We start from the raw sequence: 18016 nt of genomic DNA, 5'->3' as shown, positions 1-18016 counted from the left end.
TAAAATGTTCAAAAATAAATCACTGTTAATAACCGGAGGTACGGGCTCATTCGGGAATGCAGTCATGGAACGTTTTTTAGAGACAGATATTAAAGAAATTCGTATTTTTTCACGTGATGAAAAAAAACAAGAAGATATGCGTAAGAAATATCAAAGTGATAAATTGAAATTTTATATCGGTGATGTTCGGGATCAAAATAGTGTGAAGAATGCAATGTATGGTGTAGATTACGTTTTTCACGCTGCTGCATTGAAGCAAGTACCATCGTGTGAGTTTTTCCCATTAGAAGCTGTTAAGACGAATATACTCGGAACAGAAAATGTGTTAAATGCTGCAATTGAATTAGGTGTCAAAAAAGTAATTTGTCTTTCTACTGATAAAGCAGCATATCCAATCAATGCAATGGGGATTTCAAAAGCGATGATGGAAAAAGTATTTGTTGCGAAGTCTAGAACGATTGATGCGACTCAAACTTTAATTTGCGGAACTCGTTACGGGAATGTTATGGCTTCTCGTGGCTCAGTCATTCCGCTATTTATTGAGCAAATTAAGAATGGTGAACCACTTACGGTAACCGACCCTAATATGACTCGTTTCCTAATGAGTTTAGAGGAAGCTGTAGAGCTTGTTGTGTTCGCATTTAACAATGCAGTAGCGGGAGATATTATGGTCCAAAAATCCCCAGCATCTACTGTAGGAGATTTGGCATTAGCTTTGAAGGAATTGTTCGAAGCAGACAATGAAATTAAAGTGATTGGTACACGTCACGGGGAGAAAGCATTTGAGACTTTATTGACTCGAGAAGAACATATTGTAGCGGAAGATTTAGGCGGATTCTATAGGGTCCCTGCAGATACACGTGATTTAAACTATGACAAGTATTTCAGCGAAGGAGACGAACAGCTTACTCAAGAGACTGAATATAATTCAAATAATACAGAGCGTCTCTCAATCGATGAGATTAAACAGCGATTATTGACATTGGATTACGTACGGAACGAACTTGAAAAGCGGATCAATGTATGAATATTTTAATTACGGGTTCAAATGGGTTTGTCGGAAAAAACTTAGTAGCTGAATTGAAGAATCAAGGCTATGAGCACTTGATGCTTTGCGATCGAAACACGTCCGAAGAAGAATTAATGTCGTATACACAAAATGCTGATTTTGTCTTTCATTTAGCCGGTGTAAATCGACCTAAAAATAATTCTGAGTTTGTGTCAGGGAACCAAGGTTTCACAGAGAAACTAGTAGCATTACTTTCAAAAGGTAATACTAAGCCACCTATCATGTTTGCTTCTTCGACTCAGGCTGAATTATCTAATCCATATGGAGAAAGCAAACGTGAGGCAGAAAGAGCCGTTAGAACGTATGGGCAAGAAAATAACGTAGAAGTAATGATTTATCGGTTCCCGAATCTTTTTGGTAAATGGTGCAAACCGAATTACAATAGTGTAGTCGCGACATTTTGTCATAACATTTCTCATGGTATTGCTATTCAGGTAAATGATGAATCGATAACGTTGACCGTTGCCTACATAGACGATGTGATTGCTAGCTTGATTTCTATACTGAGTGTGAATAATCGAAACAGTGTAAATGATTTCTACAATGTATCACCAACGTATGATGTAACGCTTGGTCGTTTAGTTGATTTGTTAACATCTTTCAAGCAATCGAGAAGTGATTTATCTATCGCTCAACTGGATAATGGATTGGTCAAAAAATTATATAGTACGTATTTAAGTTATTTGCCTGAACGAGATTTTTCTTATGATCTAAAGATGCATAAGGATGAAAGAGGTTCATTTACGGAATTCATACGCACGCCAGATAGAGGTCAGGTATCTGTCAATATTTCGAAACCAGGTATTACAAAAGGGAACCATTGGCATCATACAAAAAATGAAAAATTTCTTGTGGTGAGTGGGCAAGGGGTGATTAGATTTAGAAAAATCGAATCAGCTGAGGTCATTGAGTATTTTGTAAGTGGAGAAAAGCTGGAGGTCGTTGACATTCCAGTAGGTTATACACACAATATCGAGAATTTAGGAAATCAAGATATGGTCACATTAATGTGGGTAAATGAACCCTTTGATTCGAATCGGCCAGATACATATTACTTGGAGGTTTAAGACATAAATGAAGAAATTAAAAGTTATGACGATTGTAGGAACAAGACCAGAAATCATTCGTTTATCCGCCACAATTAATCGACTTGAAGAGTCAGAGGCAATTGACCACATCTTGGTCCACACGGGACAAAACTATGACTATGAATTAAATGAAGTATTTTTTGAAGATTTCAATTTAAGAAAACCAGATTATTTCTTAAATGCAGCGAATGGCACTGCTACAGAAACCATTGGACATATTTTAATTGCAATTGATCCGATTTTAGAGAAAGAACAACCTGAAGCAGTATTAATTTTGGGAGATACAAACAGCTGTTTATGCGCAATCGCAGCGAAGAAACGTAAAATTCCGATTTTTCACATGGAAGCTGGAAATAGATGTTTTGATCAAAATGTCCCTGAAGAGACGAATAGAAAGATTGTAGATCATACAGCAGATATAAACCTAACCTATAGTGATATTGCCAGGGAGTATCTTTTGAGAGAGGGTCTTCCAGCAGATAAAGTGATTAAGACAGGAAGTCCAATGTTTGAAGTCCTGAATTCAAGAAAAGATAGTATTGATAAATCTGATGTACTTGAAAGATTAGAACTACAACCTGAGAAGTATTTCGTGGTGTCTGCTCATAGAGAAGAAAATATCAGTTCAGAACAAAATTTCGTTGATTTAATAAATAGCTTAAATATGATAGCAGAAAAATACAATATCCCTTTAATTGTAAGTGCTCACCCTAGAACAAGGAAGATGATTGAAAATAAAGGTGTTAAGTTTAATCAATTAGTTAAAATTATGAAACCTCTAGGGTTCAATGATTACGTCAAACTCCAAATGCATGCTAAGTCCGTATTAAGCGATAGCGGTACAATTAGCGAAGAGTCTTCAATTCTCGGATTCAAAGCTCTTAATATTAGGGAAGCTCACGAACGACCTGAAGCTATGGAAGAAGCTTCTGTTATGATGGTAGGTTTAAAGCAAGAGAGAATTCTTCAAGGTCTAAAAATTTTAGAAACACAAGATAAACATAATTTACAATTAGTATCAGATTATAGCATGCCAAATGTATCTGATAAAGTTTTGAGAATAATTTTATCATATACAGATTACGTTAATAGAACTGTGTGGAGTAAATAGTATGAAAAAAAAAATATTAATAATGGCGGGGTATTACGTACCTAGTGTGAAAGCTGGAGGTCCCATACAATCTATAAAAAATCTAGTGGAGAATCTAGGAGATTCATTTGATTTTTATATACTAGCGGCAGATAGAGACCTTGGGGACCCTGAACGATTTAATGATATTACAATTGATACGTGGACGGAAGTTGGAAAAGCAAAAGTATACTATACTGATATGCGCTTACTGAATGGTAAAAAAATCAAGAAAATTGTTAATGATATAGGGTGTGACATTCTATACCTTAACAGTTTTTTTGCTTTTAAAGATTCAATACTCCCCATTGTGTTAAGCAAATTTAATGCATTTAATAATATAAAAATTATTATAGCTCCAAGAGGTCAATTCTCGAAAGGTGCATTAAGTTTAAAACAATGGAAAAAAAAGATATTTGTTGCAACCGTAAAGATACTCGGCCTGTACAATAATGTAGAATGGCATGCAACTACTTTATTAGAGAAGGAAGACCTCAAAAAAGTTTTTGGTAATGATCTGATAGTTTATACAGCTAATAACATGACAAAAAATCATAAAGACCTGCATCTAGATAAACATTTGAAAAAGAAATCTGGGACACTCAAATTAGTATATATGGCTCGGATTCATCCAATGAAGAATTTAATTCAAACTTTAGAGGTACTTAGAAAAACTGAAGGAAATATCGATTTTAATATATATGGACCAGTTGAAGATAATCAATACTGGGAAAAATGTAAAATTATTATTAGTAAAATGAGAAGTAACATTAAAGTGAAGTATTACGGTCCAATTCGAAATGAAGAGGTAAATGCTATATACGAGAAAAGCCATGTGGCAATCTTATTAACGCTTGGCGAAAATTTTGGTCACTCTATTGCAGAGGCTTTATTAGGTGGCTGTCCAGTAATAATAAGTGATAAAACACCATGGATAGGTTTAAAAAAATATAATGCAGGATATGACCTTCCCTTGCATAATGAAGATTTGTTAGTACAAGTATTAAATGAGTTTATTGAAATGGACGATGATGACTATAAAAACATTTCAGCAAGTGCTTACGATTATGCTAAAAAGAATTTAAATACTGAAGAAAATATTAGCGAGTATTATAAAATGTTTCACATCGCTAATTAACAATTATTTTTGGAGGAAATATAATGACATTATATAAAAAGATTCTTAATAGAGAAGAAAAAATTGCTGTAATAGGTCTTGGATACGTGGGTATGCCTATATCTGTGGCTTTTGCAAAAAAAGTTGATGTAATTGGATTTGATTTAAACAAAGAGAAGATTGAATTGTATAAATCAGGAATCGACCCAACGAACGAGGTTGGAGATGATGAGATAAAAAAAACTACTGTAAACTTTACAGCCGATGAAACTGTTCTTAGTGAAGCAAAATTTTATATTGTGGCTGTACCCACGCCGATAAACCTTGATAAGACACCAAATCTTTCACCGGTGGAAGGAGCAAGTAGTATTATTGGCCGTAACTTGAGTAAAGGATCTATTGTCGTTTATGAATCAACTGTATATCCAGGAGTAACAGAAGATATTTGTATTCCAATATTAGAAAAAGAATCTGGATTAAAATGTGGAGTAGATTTTAAAGTTGGTTATTCTCCAGAGCGTATTAATCCTGGAGACAAAGTACATAGATTAGAAAATATAATCAAGGTAGTATCTGGAATAGATGAAGAAAGTCTTATTGAAATAGCTAAAGTATATGAATTAGTAATTGAAGCGGGTGTTCATAAAGCTGAATCTATTAAGGTAGCTGAAGCAGCTAAAGTAATTGAAAATAGTCAACGCGACATCAATATTGCTTTCATGAATGAGCTTGCAATGGTGTTTGATCGTATGAATATCGACACTAATGAAGTTATTAAAGCTATGAATACTAAATGGAACTCTTTAGGTTTTATGCCTGGTCTTGTTGGGGGGCATTGTATAGGAGTAGATCCATATTATTTTATATATGAAGCCGAGAAATTAGGGTATCATAGTCAAATTATTTTATCAGGTAGAAAAATTAATGATGGTATGGGGAAGTTTGTTGCAGACGCAATTATTAAAAAACTCATATTAGCAAATAAAGTTGTAAGGCAAGCAAAAGTTGTAATTTTAGGGTTAACATTTAAAGAAAATACTCCAGATACAAGAAACTCTAAGGTAATAGATATTATAGAGGGGCTTAGAGAATATGGAATTGAACCTATCGTCGTAGATCCGGAAGCTGACGAGGTTGAAGCGAAGCGTGAGTATGGTATTGATTTAGTAGATTTTAATGATGTAAATGATGCTGATTGTCTAGTTTTAGCAGTAGCACATGATTATTTTAAGAAAATGAACTTAGAAAAAATTAATTCTTTATATGCAAATTTAGACGACAATGAAAAAGTATTTATTGATGTCAAAAGTATTTTTAATAAAAAAGATTTTCAAGATAAAGGTTACAGTTATTGGAGGTTGTAATACATTATGTTTAATAAACTAAAAATTTTATATCTTGTTAATATTCCATCACCTTACAGAGTAACCTATTTTAATGAGCTAGGAAAACTATGTGAATTAACAGTTTTATTTGAACGAAAATCATCGGATGAAAGAGAAGAAACTTGGCATGATTATGATTTTAAAAACTTTAAAGGGATATTTTTAGAAGGTATTAAGTATAAAAAAAATCAGGCCATTAGCATTGCTTTCGCAAAATATATTAATAAAAAAGACTATGATCACATAATAGTTGGTGGATATGCTACTCCAACAGGGGCATTATTAATTAATTATCTAAAAATTAGGCAAATACCTTTTATTTTAAATATAGATGGAGGCATGATCAGTGAAAAAGAGAGTAAGTTAAGAGAATCATTAAAAAAATATTTTATTTCAAGTGCAAGTGCTTGGTTAAGTACTGGAGACGTAGGATCAAAATACTTGATTCATTACGGGGCTAATAAAGAAAATATATTTACTTATCCTTTTACTACTCTTAAAGAGGTAGACATACTTAAACAAGTTCTTAGTAAAGATGAAAAGATTAAATTAAGAAGAAAACTTGGATTAAAAAACACCCGAATAGTTCTTGCGGTAGGTCAATTTGTCCACAGAAAAGGATTTGATTTGCTCATTAATGCGTCTTTACAGCTTCCTACTGATACATCTATTTATTTCGTAGGGGGAATTCCAACTGAGGAATATCTTGAACTTAAAAAGCAATTAAAACTTAATAACATTCATTTTTTGGGCTTTAAATCAAAAGATGAGATTTTAAATTATTATAGAGCTGCTGATGTATTTGTATTACCCACAAGAGAAGATATATGGGGTTTAGTTATTAATGAAGCAATGGCTAATGGATTGCCAGTAGTTACAACTAATAGATGTGTAGCCGGTTTAGAATTAGTTGATAACTATGATAATGGTTTCATTGTGCCAGTTGAAAATGTGAATGAACTAGCTCTAAGAATTAACGAAGTGATTAGTAATGATGAATTAATGAGTGACATGGCAGAGAGAAGTTTGAGAAAAGCAAAAAATTATACTGTTGAAAATATGGCGTTGGAGACTCATAAAATACTGAATTTTATAAAGAAGGGCAATTTAAATGTCGAGTAAAAGATATTTGAGGAACATTGATATTGTATTGAAAAAAAGTACAATCGAATGGATAGGCATATGGAGTCTTTTTATTTTTAGTTTCGTAAACATTGCGACGTTGGTAGTATCATTAATTATATTATTACTATTGTTTTTAAAGCAAAAAGAAATAGGTGCAATAAAAGTTTTAAACATAATAACATTAAGAACTATTATTAATCCTGGTTTGGCAATTGATATCGGAAGTATACAAACCTTTAAATGGTGTATTATTTTTCTTTGTTCTTTTTATTTAATCTTCAGCTATAGAAAAATAGATAAACGATCAAAAGTTAAAATTAATAATATCTTGTTTTTTGTACTTTTATTTGGTTTATATAGTACAGTAGCATCTTTCATTACTAGCAACTTACCATTGGTCGCGACATTTAAGCTGATGAGTTATATGATTGCTTTTATAGGAATATTAGTTGGAATTTATCTGACTCATGAAAAATTTGATTGGTTAAATTGGATCAGTAAAATGTTTATGGGTGTAATGATACTCTCGGTACCACTTATATTTAATTCAGTTGGCTATTTAAGAAATGGTCACTCATTTCAAGGTGTAACAAATCAGCCAAATATGTTAGGTATTATTTTAGTATTGTTTTTTGCAGTGATACTTACAAGATTACATTTAAGCAAAGTTACCAATGATATATGTTCATATGTAATATTAGGTGCAATATTATATATAGGATCTCTAACAGAATCAAGAACAAGCTTAATTTCCATGACAATTCTCTTAATTTTATATGTTTTTCATTTAAATAAAAATCCAATTAAAAAAATAATAAGTTATAACATAATTGGGTTTATTTCTATAATTTACCTAATGGGTAACGATCAAATTTTAATGAAAATAAAAGATTTTTTGTATAAAGGTCAAGAAACAATTTTGTACTCCAGATTCATACAAATCGATGGATTACTTTCAAACTTTGTTGAAAACCCTCTTTTAGGAAGTGGATTTGCTGTTCCCGTAATCCCTTTTAAATCTTACACTTTTAGCTCTGAATATGTTGTAGAGCCTGGGAATTTAATACTTTCAGTGCTGTCGTATGGTGGGATTTTAGGTCTTATCTTATTTATAAATTATTTAATTATTATATTTAAATCTTCGGAAAAAAAATATAAACAGACAGTATTTTTGTTTATATCGCCTATTCTAATTAGTATGGGCGAAATGGTGTTTTTTAGTACTAATAACATAGGTATTTGGTGTTATATGTTATTAAGTCTAAGTATAGTTGTAGGAACTAATTTAAGTGAGGGAGGTTCTGGGAAATGGAAATAATTATATACTCTAAATCACTAGATGTAATGAACAGAAGTCATGCAAATACATCCAGTAAAATATTTGAAATTGAATTTGCGCAGTCATTAGCTCAACATGCAAAAGTATCAGTAGTATCATACTGTGCTAAAAGTGATATGGATTATAAGAATGTTAGATTATTTTCACTTGAGAGAGATAAAACTATAGCAGATGCAATAGAATCAACAATAATAAAAAAATCTTTGTTTAAAGAATCGCAAAAAGTAATCATTGCTTTTGGATATGACTTAAAGGTTTTTAAACAACTTAAAAAATTATCGAAATTATACAATTCAAAACTAGTATCATATACTTTTGATACACACAAGGGTGTTACAAGCAGTAGTAGTTTTCTAAAAAAAAATCTTATTAATTTGTACTTTCAATTTGGGATTAGATATTTGAATAATATAGATGGTATTATTCTATTTAACAAAGAAGCCTATAAAGAAATGAAATTAAAAATACCTTTTTTAGTTTCTAAAGTAGGTATAAATAAAGAGTCGATTGTTCCTGATGTTTATTTAAGGAAATCTAATGAGAAATTTAAAGTAGTATATACAGGAACTTTAATTGAATATAATTCCATTGAAACGCTGATTAAAACAATGAGTTATTTAGAAGGTCAAAATATATTTTTAGACATATATGGAAATGGCCCGCTGAAATCTTATGTAGAAGATCATGCCCGCAAATCAACCAATATTACTTACCACGGTCTTGTTAGCAATAGTCAAATTAATTCCGCTATTAGTAAAGCTGACTTATTGATCAATTTAAGAGATACAGAAAACTATATATCAAAATTTGCGTTTCCATCAAAGATGATTCAATATATGGCAAGTGGTATTCCTGTTTTAACAACAAATGTCTTGAAGGAAAAAGAATTTTGTGAAGCCACTTTTACTATTGATGATCTAAATCCTAAAAAAGTTATGAGCTTAATCATATATATAAAAAACAATCCACTCCTTCAAACAAAGAAGTCAGAATATGCAAAGGAATACATTAAAGAGAATTTTCTTTGGTCAAACATAATTGGAGATGTTATTCAATTCTTAGACTTTGATTGCAATAGACAGTAAATTGACGGGGCGAAGACTTAACTGGAGCTGGTATTTTAGCTCGGGCTATGAGTTTGGACGTGTGTAGGAACATCAGATATCAAACAGTGAGCAGCTAAGTACAAAGCTATACAAGGATACGAAACTGAAACTCATCTAGAAGCTACAAGCGAACTAGTCTTCGAACAGGCAGTCGGTCGATAAGCCTAGGGCAAGAACAATCCACTTAATGATTTCTTTTTAAAGATATAGAATCCAAGCTTGGAAATCTTACCAATATCAGAATTAAACCTATGGAGTTTATCAAACAAATAACGGAATTCAAGGTCGTGACAGAGATTTTTTAAGATTCAAGTTAATAAATGATCGTATATTAACAATGAAAAGGGAGATGTAGATACGTTGAAATGAAGAAAAATATTATAGTTTTAATGGCGTTAACAATTTTATCAATGATTATTGGATTCTCAAAAGATCTTGTCTTAGCATTTTTTCTTGGGGCTAGTTACATATCTGATGCTTATATTATTTCGCTTACTATTCCTCAAACTATTTTTGGGTTGGTCGGGGCAAGTATTTCTACTACATTTATACCATTATATACATCTATTAAAAATCAACATGGGATTGATAATGCAAACAAATTTACTAATAATTTAATACATATATTGCTGATTATCTCAACTTTAATAGTAGCTCTATTGTTTCAATTTACGGAAAAAATTGTGCTTGTTTTTGCCTCTGGTTTTGGTAATGATGCGCTTCAAATTGCTGTCACATTCACAAGAATTTCAATCTTCAGCATCTATTTTTCTGCAATCATCTTTGTGTTTTCAGGATACCTTCAGTCTAAAAATAGATTTATGTCAACAGGATTAATGACAATACCTCTAAACGTTGTGACAATTTTTTCAATTTTCATAGGAGTGAAGTATGATTTAAATTACTTAGCTCTCGGATCTATAGCTGCTACCTTTTTTCAACTATTATTAATTTTAATTGATATAAAAAAAAGTGATTATAATTATAAGTTATATTTCAATATTAGAGATGAAAATATCATTAAAATGTTGAAATTATCTATACCGGCGATACTAGGAAGTTCGATATATCAAATTAATGTATTAATTGATCGAACTTTAGCATCATCAATAAGTGAAGGTGGTATATCAGTTTTATCTTATTCAAATAAAATAACTGCTTTAGTGTATGCAGCTTTAGTAGTACCGATTGCTATTGTTATTTATCCTAATCTATCTAAAATGTTTGAGGAGGCAGAACATCGAGAATTTAAGAGAATAATAAGGACATCACTCAGTGCGATTAATCTCTTAATTATCCCATCAGTAGTAGGAATTCTAATTTTTTCAAATAATATAATATCTTTTTTGTATGGAAGAGGACAATTTGATGCAACTGCTATATATATGACTACTGGAGCTTTAACTTTCTATACAATAGGAATAATTGGGATGTCAACCCGAGAAATATTTTACAGAAGTTTTTATGCTATGCAAGATACAAAAACGCCATTAATAAATGCCTCCGTGTCATTAATTATTAATATAATACTTAATATAATACTATCTCGATATATGGGGTTAAATGGATTGGCGCTGGCTACTAGTTTGTCAACAATTTTATGTTCAATATTACTAATTATAAGTTTAAGAAGGAAAATTGGCCCATTCGGTATGAAAGAAATCAGCATTTCATTCCTTAAAATCTTGTTTGCTTCTTCTTTAATGGGATTATTAGCTAAATTTAGTTTTGATTTCTTAACATATTCTTTTTCTCAGAACGTTTCTCTTCTTATAGCGATTGGTATTGGAGCATTCTCTTATTTTACAATCATCTATTTTATGAAAATCGAAGACGTTGACTTGATTGTTAAAGACATTAGGAAAAAGTTTGGTAATGCGGCTGCGTAAAGTATTCTAAGACAGTTATTTTGTATATACTAAAAGAACTAACACATCATCCATATCATTATCATGTAGATGATTTTAAAAAGTATCGAATTAACAGAAAAGAAAAATTGAAAAACAGGAAAAACATATAATCACTATGTTTTTCCTGTTTTTCTTTTTTAAAGAAAATGTCGTGCTGAAATTATCTTATTTTTAGGTAACTGTTAAAAAAATAGGTCTAAATATCTAAAAAAAAATAGAATCAGTCCGATATATAGAATATGAAAACAATTCTAATCTCTTCAATAACAAATAATTACAAACGTAATTTATCAGATTTTTTTTTAACTTTGACTAATCAATTGCAATTAAAAATTCAAGAGAATGAGCAAGTGTTAGTGGAGAATGTAAAGTTTCATCGTCTCTATCCGAATCCTTCAGAATTCTCTTTAGAATTTTTAGATTTAAGACAACTACAAATTAAAAATAACATGCAAATGCTACAGACGAAGCGGCAATTGTGTTTAATAGCTCAATTATTTGATCAAGAGAACATTCCAATGATCTGTCTGAAAGGTCCAGTCATCTTATCAAAAGCATATGATGCTAACGTTGGAAGAATTATGCGTGATCTCGATTTACTTGTGTCCCCGAAACATATCGAAGAGTCTGCTAATCTTCTTCAAAGCCTCGGTTATGTCACGACAGACGATTTAACTGATTTTAACTATCTACAAAAGAATCATCATTTTGTCTTCACTCATCAAGAGTCAAATCATATCGTAGAACTCCATTGGCGACTCTTTCCGAGTATTGTCGAAGAACCTGATTTTTCACTGCTGTGGAAATCACGTGATTCGATTGAGATTGCTGAACAAAAGATCAATTGTTTAAATGACGAACTCCTTTTCACTTATTTAATCGTACACGGTTCAAAACATGGCTGGTTTAGGTTGAAATGGTTATTTGATATTCATCAATTTTTACAACAACCGTTGAACTGGATTCGTGTCGCTGAAATCGCTGATCAATGGAAAACCCAACATATGATGGGACAAGCTATGATTCTCATCGAAACTCTATTTGAACAAAATACACCTGAATCCTTGAAACGATATATGAACTCGAAAAAAGCTCGAAAGATGGCTCAGATTGCTCTAGTAATGATGGGTGAAAAAATGAATCCAGAAGAGGCTAATCGACAGTTTTCGCATTATCTGTTTTGGAAACGGTACTTTTTCTTGATTCGACCACGCAGTCAGCGTGTATCTTACATACTTCATCACTTTATTCCTACGCAACAAGATCGAGATATACTGACCATCCCGAACCGACTTCAATTTTTGTATGTACCGTTGCGACCTGTAACATTTCTAATGAGACGTCGTGTAGCTAAGAAGGGAAATCAATTATGAGTGCAATCTTCGGCATGTTGGGGTCTACCTCTGCCTCAAATGGAGTAGGAGCTCTCCAATCATCTTTTACTTCAAAGTATGAATGTGACCGATCTGCGATTTGGTTCAATGAAACATGTGGACTAGGGGCACTCGAACAATGGATCAATAAAGAGGAAGAACATTCGCCACAACCTTTTCGGTTAGATTCGCTCATTATCGTTTTTGATGGAATGTTAGACTACCGAGACGATTTAAAAGAAAAGTTAAATGTAGGATTTCAAGAGAAGTCTACGGATGTCGAACTCATTGCGAAATCCTTCATGAAGTGGGGAATCGACTGCGTTGAGCACTTGATGGGTATCTTTGCGTTTGCCGTTTATGACGAATCGATAAATGAAATGTGGATTGTTCGAGACCGGCTAGGGGAACGAGCAGTCTGTTACACCCATCGAGAAGATGGACTGATGTTCAGTACCACACCTAAACCGATTGCTACTTACTACGATTACGACATCAATGAAACATTTTTAAAGCAATATGCTGTTTCACCGATGCAGTTAAAGACACATGATCCTTACATAGCGCCTTGGGAAAAGATTCGATACGTACCTCCTGGTCATGTTTTGCATTATAAACAGGGGAATGTGACTTTGAAAGAATATTGGGCGTATCAATCACAACCAGAACGAACTTTTCGTTCAGAAGAAGAGTGCCATGAGGAACTTAATAAAATTCTAGAAGAGGCAACTCGTACTTGTACGCGAACAGATGGAGAAGTTGGTTTGATGTTGAGTGGTGGACTCGATTCCACGACAGTTGCTGCTTATGCTGCACCGCTCTTGCAACGTGAGGATAAATCTCTGCATGCGTATACGCACGTTCCGCTCTCAGAGTATGAGGATTCCGCAGAGATACTAGGAAATGAACGACCACTCGTCGAAGAAGTGTTGAAGTATTACCCTTCGATTAAACCAAACTGGATTGAAAACCGAGAACGGAACGCCTATAACACGATGGATGATTGGTTAGAAATTTTGGAAGAGCCATATGGTTTCTTCATTAACGCCCCGTGGTTGTTTAGTATACATGAAGAGGCTAAGAATCAAGACGTGCGAGTCATGTTGAATGGTAAACATGGTAATTTTACGATTTCATATGGTTCAATTGGTGTTTATTACTCCGAATTATATAGAAATGCTCAACTCTCGGAGATAGCAAAAGAATTTTTTTTATTACTAAAAAATAATATGGACTTCTATACTGCGTCAAAAAAAATTTTAGGGCCAAGTATATTAAGCATTAAAAATACGAATAAGAGTGAACAATTTTTTGAAAAGTATACGAGTGAATTATTGTCGAGTGATCTTCAACATAAGATAACCTATAAGCATTTGAACATAAATGAGTATAATATGAAAAAACGTTTAAGTGATTTGTATGAGATGGACAACTTGCATTTTCGAGGCGTGTTCTCAACAATGTGTTCTCTGCGTTTCAATTGTGTTGTACGCGATCCATTGTCCAATATTCAGCTTATTGATTTTTGTTCCAGTCTCCCTTCCAAATACTATGCGTCAAATGGAACCTCAAAAAAATTGGTGAGGTCATTAATGCAAGATCGCTTACCTGTTCAAGTACTAGATATAAATCGTCCTAGAGGTCGACAATCTGCAGATTGGAAATTCCGTTTAGTGGATAGTCAAACTGATATCATAAATGATATACAAATGGCAAAAACCGATCTGATTTCAATAGAACCTCTAGATAGGTTATGGGATAGTTTAAGCCAAGACATGTGGACAATGAATTTTTTCTTTCGAAGAATTGTTATTAACAAATTTAAAGGAGGTGAGAGTTAATGAAATTAGAATGGAATGAACCAGTTCTTGAAGAACTAGATGTGAAGGAAACAGCAGCAGGAGGCGTTCAATTCTTTCCCGACAGCACTGATCCCTTCTCATCTTAATTAAACAGTAAGACGCAGCCTTCCCACATTCGTGAGAAGGCTCCTTTATTAACGGAAAGCGAGTCAACTTATGAACTTATCCCAAATGATTCATGACGTGAAGACGTTCATTCAATATATGTATCAAGCGTTTCGACGAGATGTATGGCGAGTCATCGTATGGAGTAGCCTCAATTCCTTGTTGACTGGAGCGGGGATATTGATGATTCTGCCCCTCTTGTCTTTAACGAGTTTGTCCCTTCCGAATCAAACAAAGGTATGGATGACCCTCTCGAGTGATTGGTCGTTCTCTATACAGCTTGCGGTCGTCTTTATCTTATATTTTGTACTGATTTGTATGAGTGTCTGGGTGAACCGAAAGGCGACGCTAGCGAGTGTATCGCTCTTACAACGCGCCGTCCAGACATTACGAGATGATTTATTCACTAGTCTTTTCTCGGCTGAAACATCAGATGTCGTGCAAACTTCACAAAGTCGATATGTCAGCCTATTTACTGTTGAAATTAACCGAATTAGTTTAGGTATCCAAGGGATGATTCAACTCATGACATTAATCCTTGTGGCGATACCGCAACTGTTGATTGCGTTCTATTTGTCTCCTACGCTCACGATGTACGTATTGATTGGTGGCGCACTATTGTTCGTCGGATTTTATCAATCGATGAAACATGTCAGGCAACTTGGATTCTCACTACAACATCTCAATCGAGACTTGCAGCAAGCGGTTCAGGATCAATTGAATGGGATGAAAGAAATCAAGTCGTACGGGGCAGAGCAGAGACATATCTCAGACTTTCAGGAGACGACCGAAGACATTCGACATAACATTACAGCATTCACGGTCCAACAGACGAAAGTCGATAGTGCCTTTAAAATCGGGGCGGCGCTTCTCATTAGTCTTTTCCTTGGTTTTGGTCTATTGGCATTCAGTCAAGATATCGCATCTTTACTTGTGATTCTCTTGATTTTTAGTCGACTTTGGCCGTCATTTTCCAATGCGCAACGACATCTTCAATCTATTTTGTCGGCGTTGCCGAGCTTTGAGTCTTATCATCAAACGCTTGCTCAGTTACAACGAAGCGACTCGAAGCATCCGGTTGAACCAATCTCTTTTGCTCGCGAACTACGCTTTGAGAACGTGTCGTTCCAGTATCCGGAGCACCGTGGATTCTCGCTTCAACACATTGATATGACGATTCAAGCAGGTACGACCGTAGCACTGACAGGACACTCAGGTTCAGGGAAAAGTACTTGTCTTGATTTATTGCTAGGGTTTCATCAACCGACGAGTGGCCGTCTGTTGATTGATGACCGCGTGCTATCCTCTGTTGATCGAACTACATGGTTCGAGTTGATTGCATACATCCCTCAGCACCCTTATTTGTTTAATGGGACCATTGAGGAGAACCTTCGAAAGTGGCATCCAAATCTGACAGATGAAGCATTGCACGAGGTCATTGAGATGGCAGAGGCTACCTTTGTCTATAATCTACCGAATGGTTTGCAGACGAGAATCGGTGACTTCGGTCACTCCTTGTCTGGTGGAGAACGTCAGCGCATCGTGCTTGCACGAGCTTTGGCGAAACGTCCAAAACTGTTGATTTTGGATGAGGCGACGGGAGCTGTCGATGAAGCTCAAGAAATGAATATTCATCAGACATTGCATCGTCTGAAACACGAGACGACAATCATCTACATCACGCATCGAAAAGAAGTTGCGCAGTTAGCCGATCAAATAATTTATTTCGAACAAGGAAAGATTGTGAAGCGGGGTGATTTATATGCACCATTATGAAGTGTTCGGGTTACAGGTATCGTCGGAGATTGAATTGGATGAAGTCCCTATTGGTGTCGGTGGGGACGTCTGGATTCGAAAAGGCGAAGTCCAGCGTCCGAATCAAGCGACATTTGAAAATGATGTATATGCGATCGAGGAACAACGATTCTATTTACATATCCCTGATGTGGGAAGATTTCAAGTTGAAAACGGGCAAACGATTACGGTTGATCCCAATCCTGAAGCAACGACAGAACAATTGAAACTTTATCTTCTCGGCTCATGTTTAGGTTGTGTACTCCATCAACGTCAAGTAGTCCCGCTCCATGGGAGTGTGCTCGATGTTGAAGGGCACGGGCTTCTTATTACGGGTCAATCAGGGGCAGGTAAATCTACAATCGCCAATGCGATGATTGATAGAGGGTATCCTTTCGTGACGGACGATGTCGCTGCTATCGCGTTCAAAGAAGATGTCCCATATGTGCATCTATCGTACCCATCTCAAAAGCTATGGGAGGATGTCGTGACACGCTGGGAGATTGAAACGGCGAGGGGCGTCACGCGGCAAGTCGAAGGTAGGACCAAATTCTCGGTCGTTCGACAACAAGCATTCGCAAAAGAGATGGTTCCACTTCAGTTTATTTTCGAGGTGAGTCCGGTTCAAGATTTAACTGATGTACAGATGTGTCATGTTACAGGGATCGAGAAGGTTAAAACGTTGCTGACGCATACGTATCGAAACGAGCTGCTTGCGCACCTGCGGCCGCATGAATCGTACTTACAACAGATTATGCGTATCGCAAGTCATGTTTATATATTTCGAATCGAGAGACCAATCGGTATACCGTTTGAACAGCAAATTTGTGACATGATGTTAGAACAACTACATATAAAGGTGTGAATGATATGATGACAATCAATGAATCGACAACAGTAAAACAAAATCCAAATATGTTAACGACACCGATGGACGGTGAAATCGTGATGATGAGTATCAAACATGGCAAGTATTATAGTATCGGAAAAACGGGGGTCGCCATTTGGGAAGAGGTTGGAGAAGGACGTACCGTTCAGGAGATTGTGAGTCGTTTATGCGAGCGTTATGAAGTGGATACTGATGTGTGTATGCGAGATGTGATTGCATTCGTTGAACAAATGGCCTCAAAAGAAATCGTTTTGGTGCGATGAAACCGAGGCATAGTGTACAAGAATATGTTTTAGCATTCGAGGCGTTTTGCCTTCTAGGGGTTGCACGTGCGTGTGTCTTATTTCTTCCGTTTCATTTTGTCTCGAAAGGATTAGGGGGAGAATATCCAGTTAACATACGAGAGAGAAGTGAGCATCGTATGTTGAGTGTCAAAGTGGCGATTGCAAGAGCAAGTCGTCACACTCCGTGGACGAGTAATTGCTTGGCGCAATCGTTAGCTGCTGCTTGGATGCTCGGGAGGCGACAAATTTCCTCGAGTACGTACTTAGGTGTGAAACGAGATAATAACGGATCCATGATTGCTCATTCGTGGACCATTTCGGGAGAACAGTTCGTTACAGGTAAGAAAGGGCATGAGACTTTCCATGTGACCCAAACGTTTTATAGATGAGGGCGAACATCCGACTGATTCGGATGTTCGCTTTTTGCGTTCGCCTCTTGAT

The 18016-nt window shown here is 34.9% G+C and carries 16 protein-coding genes; all 16 read left to right on the top strand.

Annotated elements, in window-relative coordinates; translation table 11 throughout:
• The first annotated feature begins 4 nt into the window (after positions 1-4).
• The 16 genes from KNO75_RS08510 (at position 5) to KNO75_RS15145 (ending at position 17964) form a co-directional block, all read left to right on the top strand.
• Positions 5-1027 carry a polysaccharide biosynthesis protein gene (locus tag KNO75_RS08510; RefSeq protein WP_214821097.1) on the top strand — a complete coding sequence of 341 codons (1023 nt, stop codon included), beginning with the start codon at positions 5-7 and terminating at the stop codon, positions 1025-1027.
• Positions 1024-2136, top strand: coding sequence for a polysaccharide biosynthesis C-terminal domain-containing protein (locus KNO75_RS08505; RefSeq protein ID WP_214821094.1), 1113 nt, complete (start codon positions 1024-1026; stop codon positions 2134-2136). The genes KNO75_RS08510 and KNO75_RS08505 overlap by 4 nt, the downstream gene beginning before the upstream one ends.
• A 7-nt stretch (positions 2137-2143) precedes the next feature.
• Positions 2144-3268: a non-hydrolyzing UDP-N-acetylglucosamine 2-epimerase gene (wecB, locus tag KNO75_RS08500; RefSeq protein WP_214821092.1), complete on the top strand. Its 1125-nt coding sequence runs from the start codon at positions 2144-2146 to the stop codon at positions 3266-3268.
• Position 3269: 1 nt separating this feature from the next.
• Entirely contained in the window at positions 3270-4424 is a 1155-nt protein-coding gene (locus KNO75_RS08495; protein ID WP_214821087.1) for a glycosyltransferase family 4 protein, read from the top strand.
• Positions 4425-4447: 23 nt separating this feature from the next.
• Positions 4448-5767: a nucleotide sugar dehydrogenase gene (locus tag KNO75_RS08490; RefSeq protein WP_214821084.1), complete on the top strand. Its 1320-nt coding sequence runs from the start codon at positions 4448-4450 to the stop codon at positions 5765-5767.
• Positions 5768-5773: 6 nt separating this feature from the next.
• A complete protein-coding gene (locus KNO75_RS08485; RefSeq protein WP_214821082.1) occupies positions 5774-6910 on the top strand; it encodes a glycosyltransferase family 4 protein in 1137 nt (378 codons plus the stop codon).
• Positions 6900-8231, top strand: coding sequence for an O-antigen ligase family protein (locus KNO75_RS08480; protein WP_214821080.1), 1332 nt, complete (start codon positions 6900-6902; stop codon positions 8229-8231). The genes KNO75_RS08485 and KNO75_RS08480 overlap by 11 nt, the downstream gene beginning before the upstream one ends.
• Positions 8222-9337 (top strand): glycosyltransferase, encoded by a 1116-nt coding sequence (locus KNO75_RS08475; protein ID WP_214821078.1) that lies wholly within the window; start codon positions 8222-8224, stop codon positions 9335-9337. The genes KNO75_RS08480 and KNO75_RS08475 overlap by 10 nt, the downstream gene beginning before the upstream one ends.
• Positions 9338-9723: 386 nt before the next feature.
• Entirely contained in the window at positions 9724-11247 is a 1524-nt protein-coding gene (gene murJ / locus KNO75_RS08470; RefSeq protein ID WP_214821076.1) for a murein biosynthesis integral membrane protein MurJ, read from the top strand.
• A 260-nt stretch (positions 11248-11507) separates the two neighbouring features.
• The gene (locus KNO75_RS08465; protein ID WP_214821073.1) at positions 11508-12641 is read left to right on the top strand and encodes a nucleotidyltransferase domain-containing protein; all 1134 of its coding nucleotides are present in this window, start codon (positions 11508-11510) and stop codon (positions 12639-12641) included.
• Positions 12638-14482, top strand: a complete 1845-nt coding sequence (locus KNO75_RS08460) for an asparagine synthetase B family protein (RefSeq protein ID WP_214821071.1) — start codon at positions 12638-12640, stop codon at positions 14480-14482. Before KNO75_RS08465 ends, KNO75_RS08460 begins: the two co-directional genes overlap by 4 nt.
• Positions 14482-14589, top strand: coding sequence for a paeninodin family lasso peptide (locus KNO75_RS08455; RefSeq protein WP_214821069.1), 108 nt, complete (start codon positions 14482-14484; stop codon positions 14587-14589). Before KNO75_RS08460 ends, KNO75_RS08455 begins: the two co-directional genes overlap by 1 nt.
• A 70-nt stretch (positions 14590-14659) precedes the next feature.
• Positions 14660-16384, top strand: coding sequence for an ABC transporter ATP-binding protein (locus tag KNO75_RS08450; protein WP_214821067.1), 1725 nt, complete (start codon positions 14660-14662; stop codon positions 16382-16384).
• Positions 16371-17267, top strand: coding sequence for a hypothetical protein (locus KNO75_RS08445; RefSeq protein ID WP_214793238.1), 897 nt, complete (start codon positions 16371-16373; stop codon positions 17265-17267). The genes KNO75_RS08450 and KNO75_RS08445 overlap by 14 nt, the downstream gene beginning before the upstream one ends.
• A 5-nt stretch (positions 17268-17272) precedes the next feature.
• Positions 17273-17554, top strand: a complete 282-nt coding sequence (locus tag KNO75_RS08440; RefSeq protein WP_214821065.1) for a lasso peptide biosynthesis PqqD family chaperone — start codon at positions 17273-17275, stop codon at positions 17552-17554.
• A complete protein-coding gene (locus tag KNO75_RS15145) occupies positions 17551-17964 on the top strand; it encodes a lasso peptide biosynthesis B2 protein (RefSeq protein WP_214821063.1) in 414 nt (137 codons plus the stop codon). The genes KNO75_RS08440 and KNO75_RS15145 overlap by 4 nt, the downstream gene beginning before the upstream one ends.
• Positions 17965-18016: the final 52 nt, after the last annotated feature.

This window comes from Exiguobacterium sp. s35 (assembly GCF_018617535.1).
Lineage (GTDB): Bacteria > Bacillota > Bacilli > Exiguobacteriales > Exiguobacteriaceae > Exiguobacterium > Exiguobacterium aestuarii.
The sequence above is the reverse complement of the archived record's forward strand: the minus strand, read 5'-3'. Positions and strand labels throughout refer to the sequence as shown.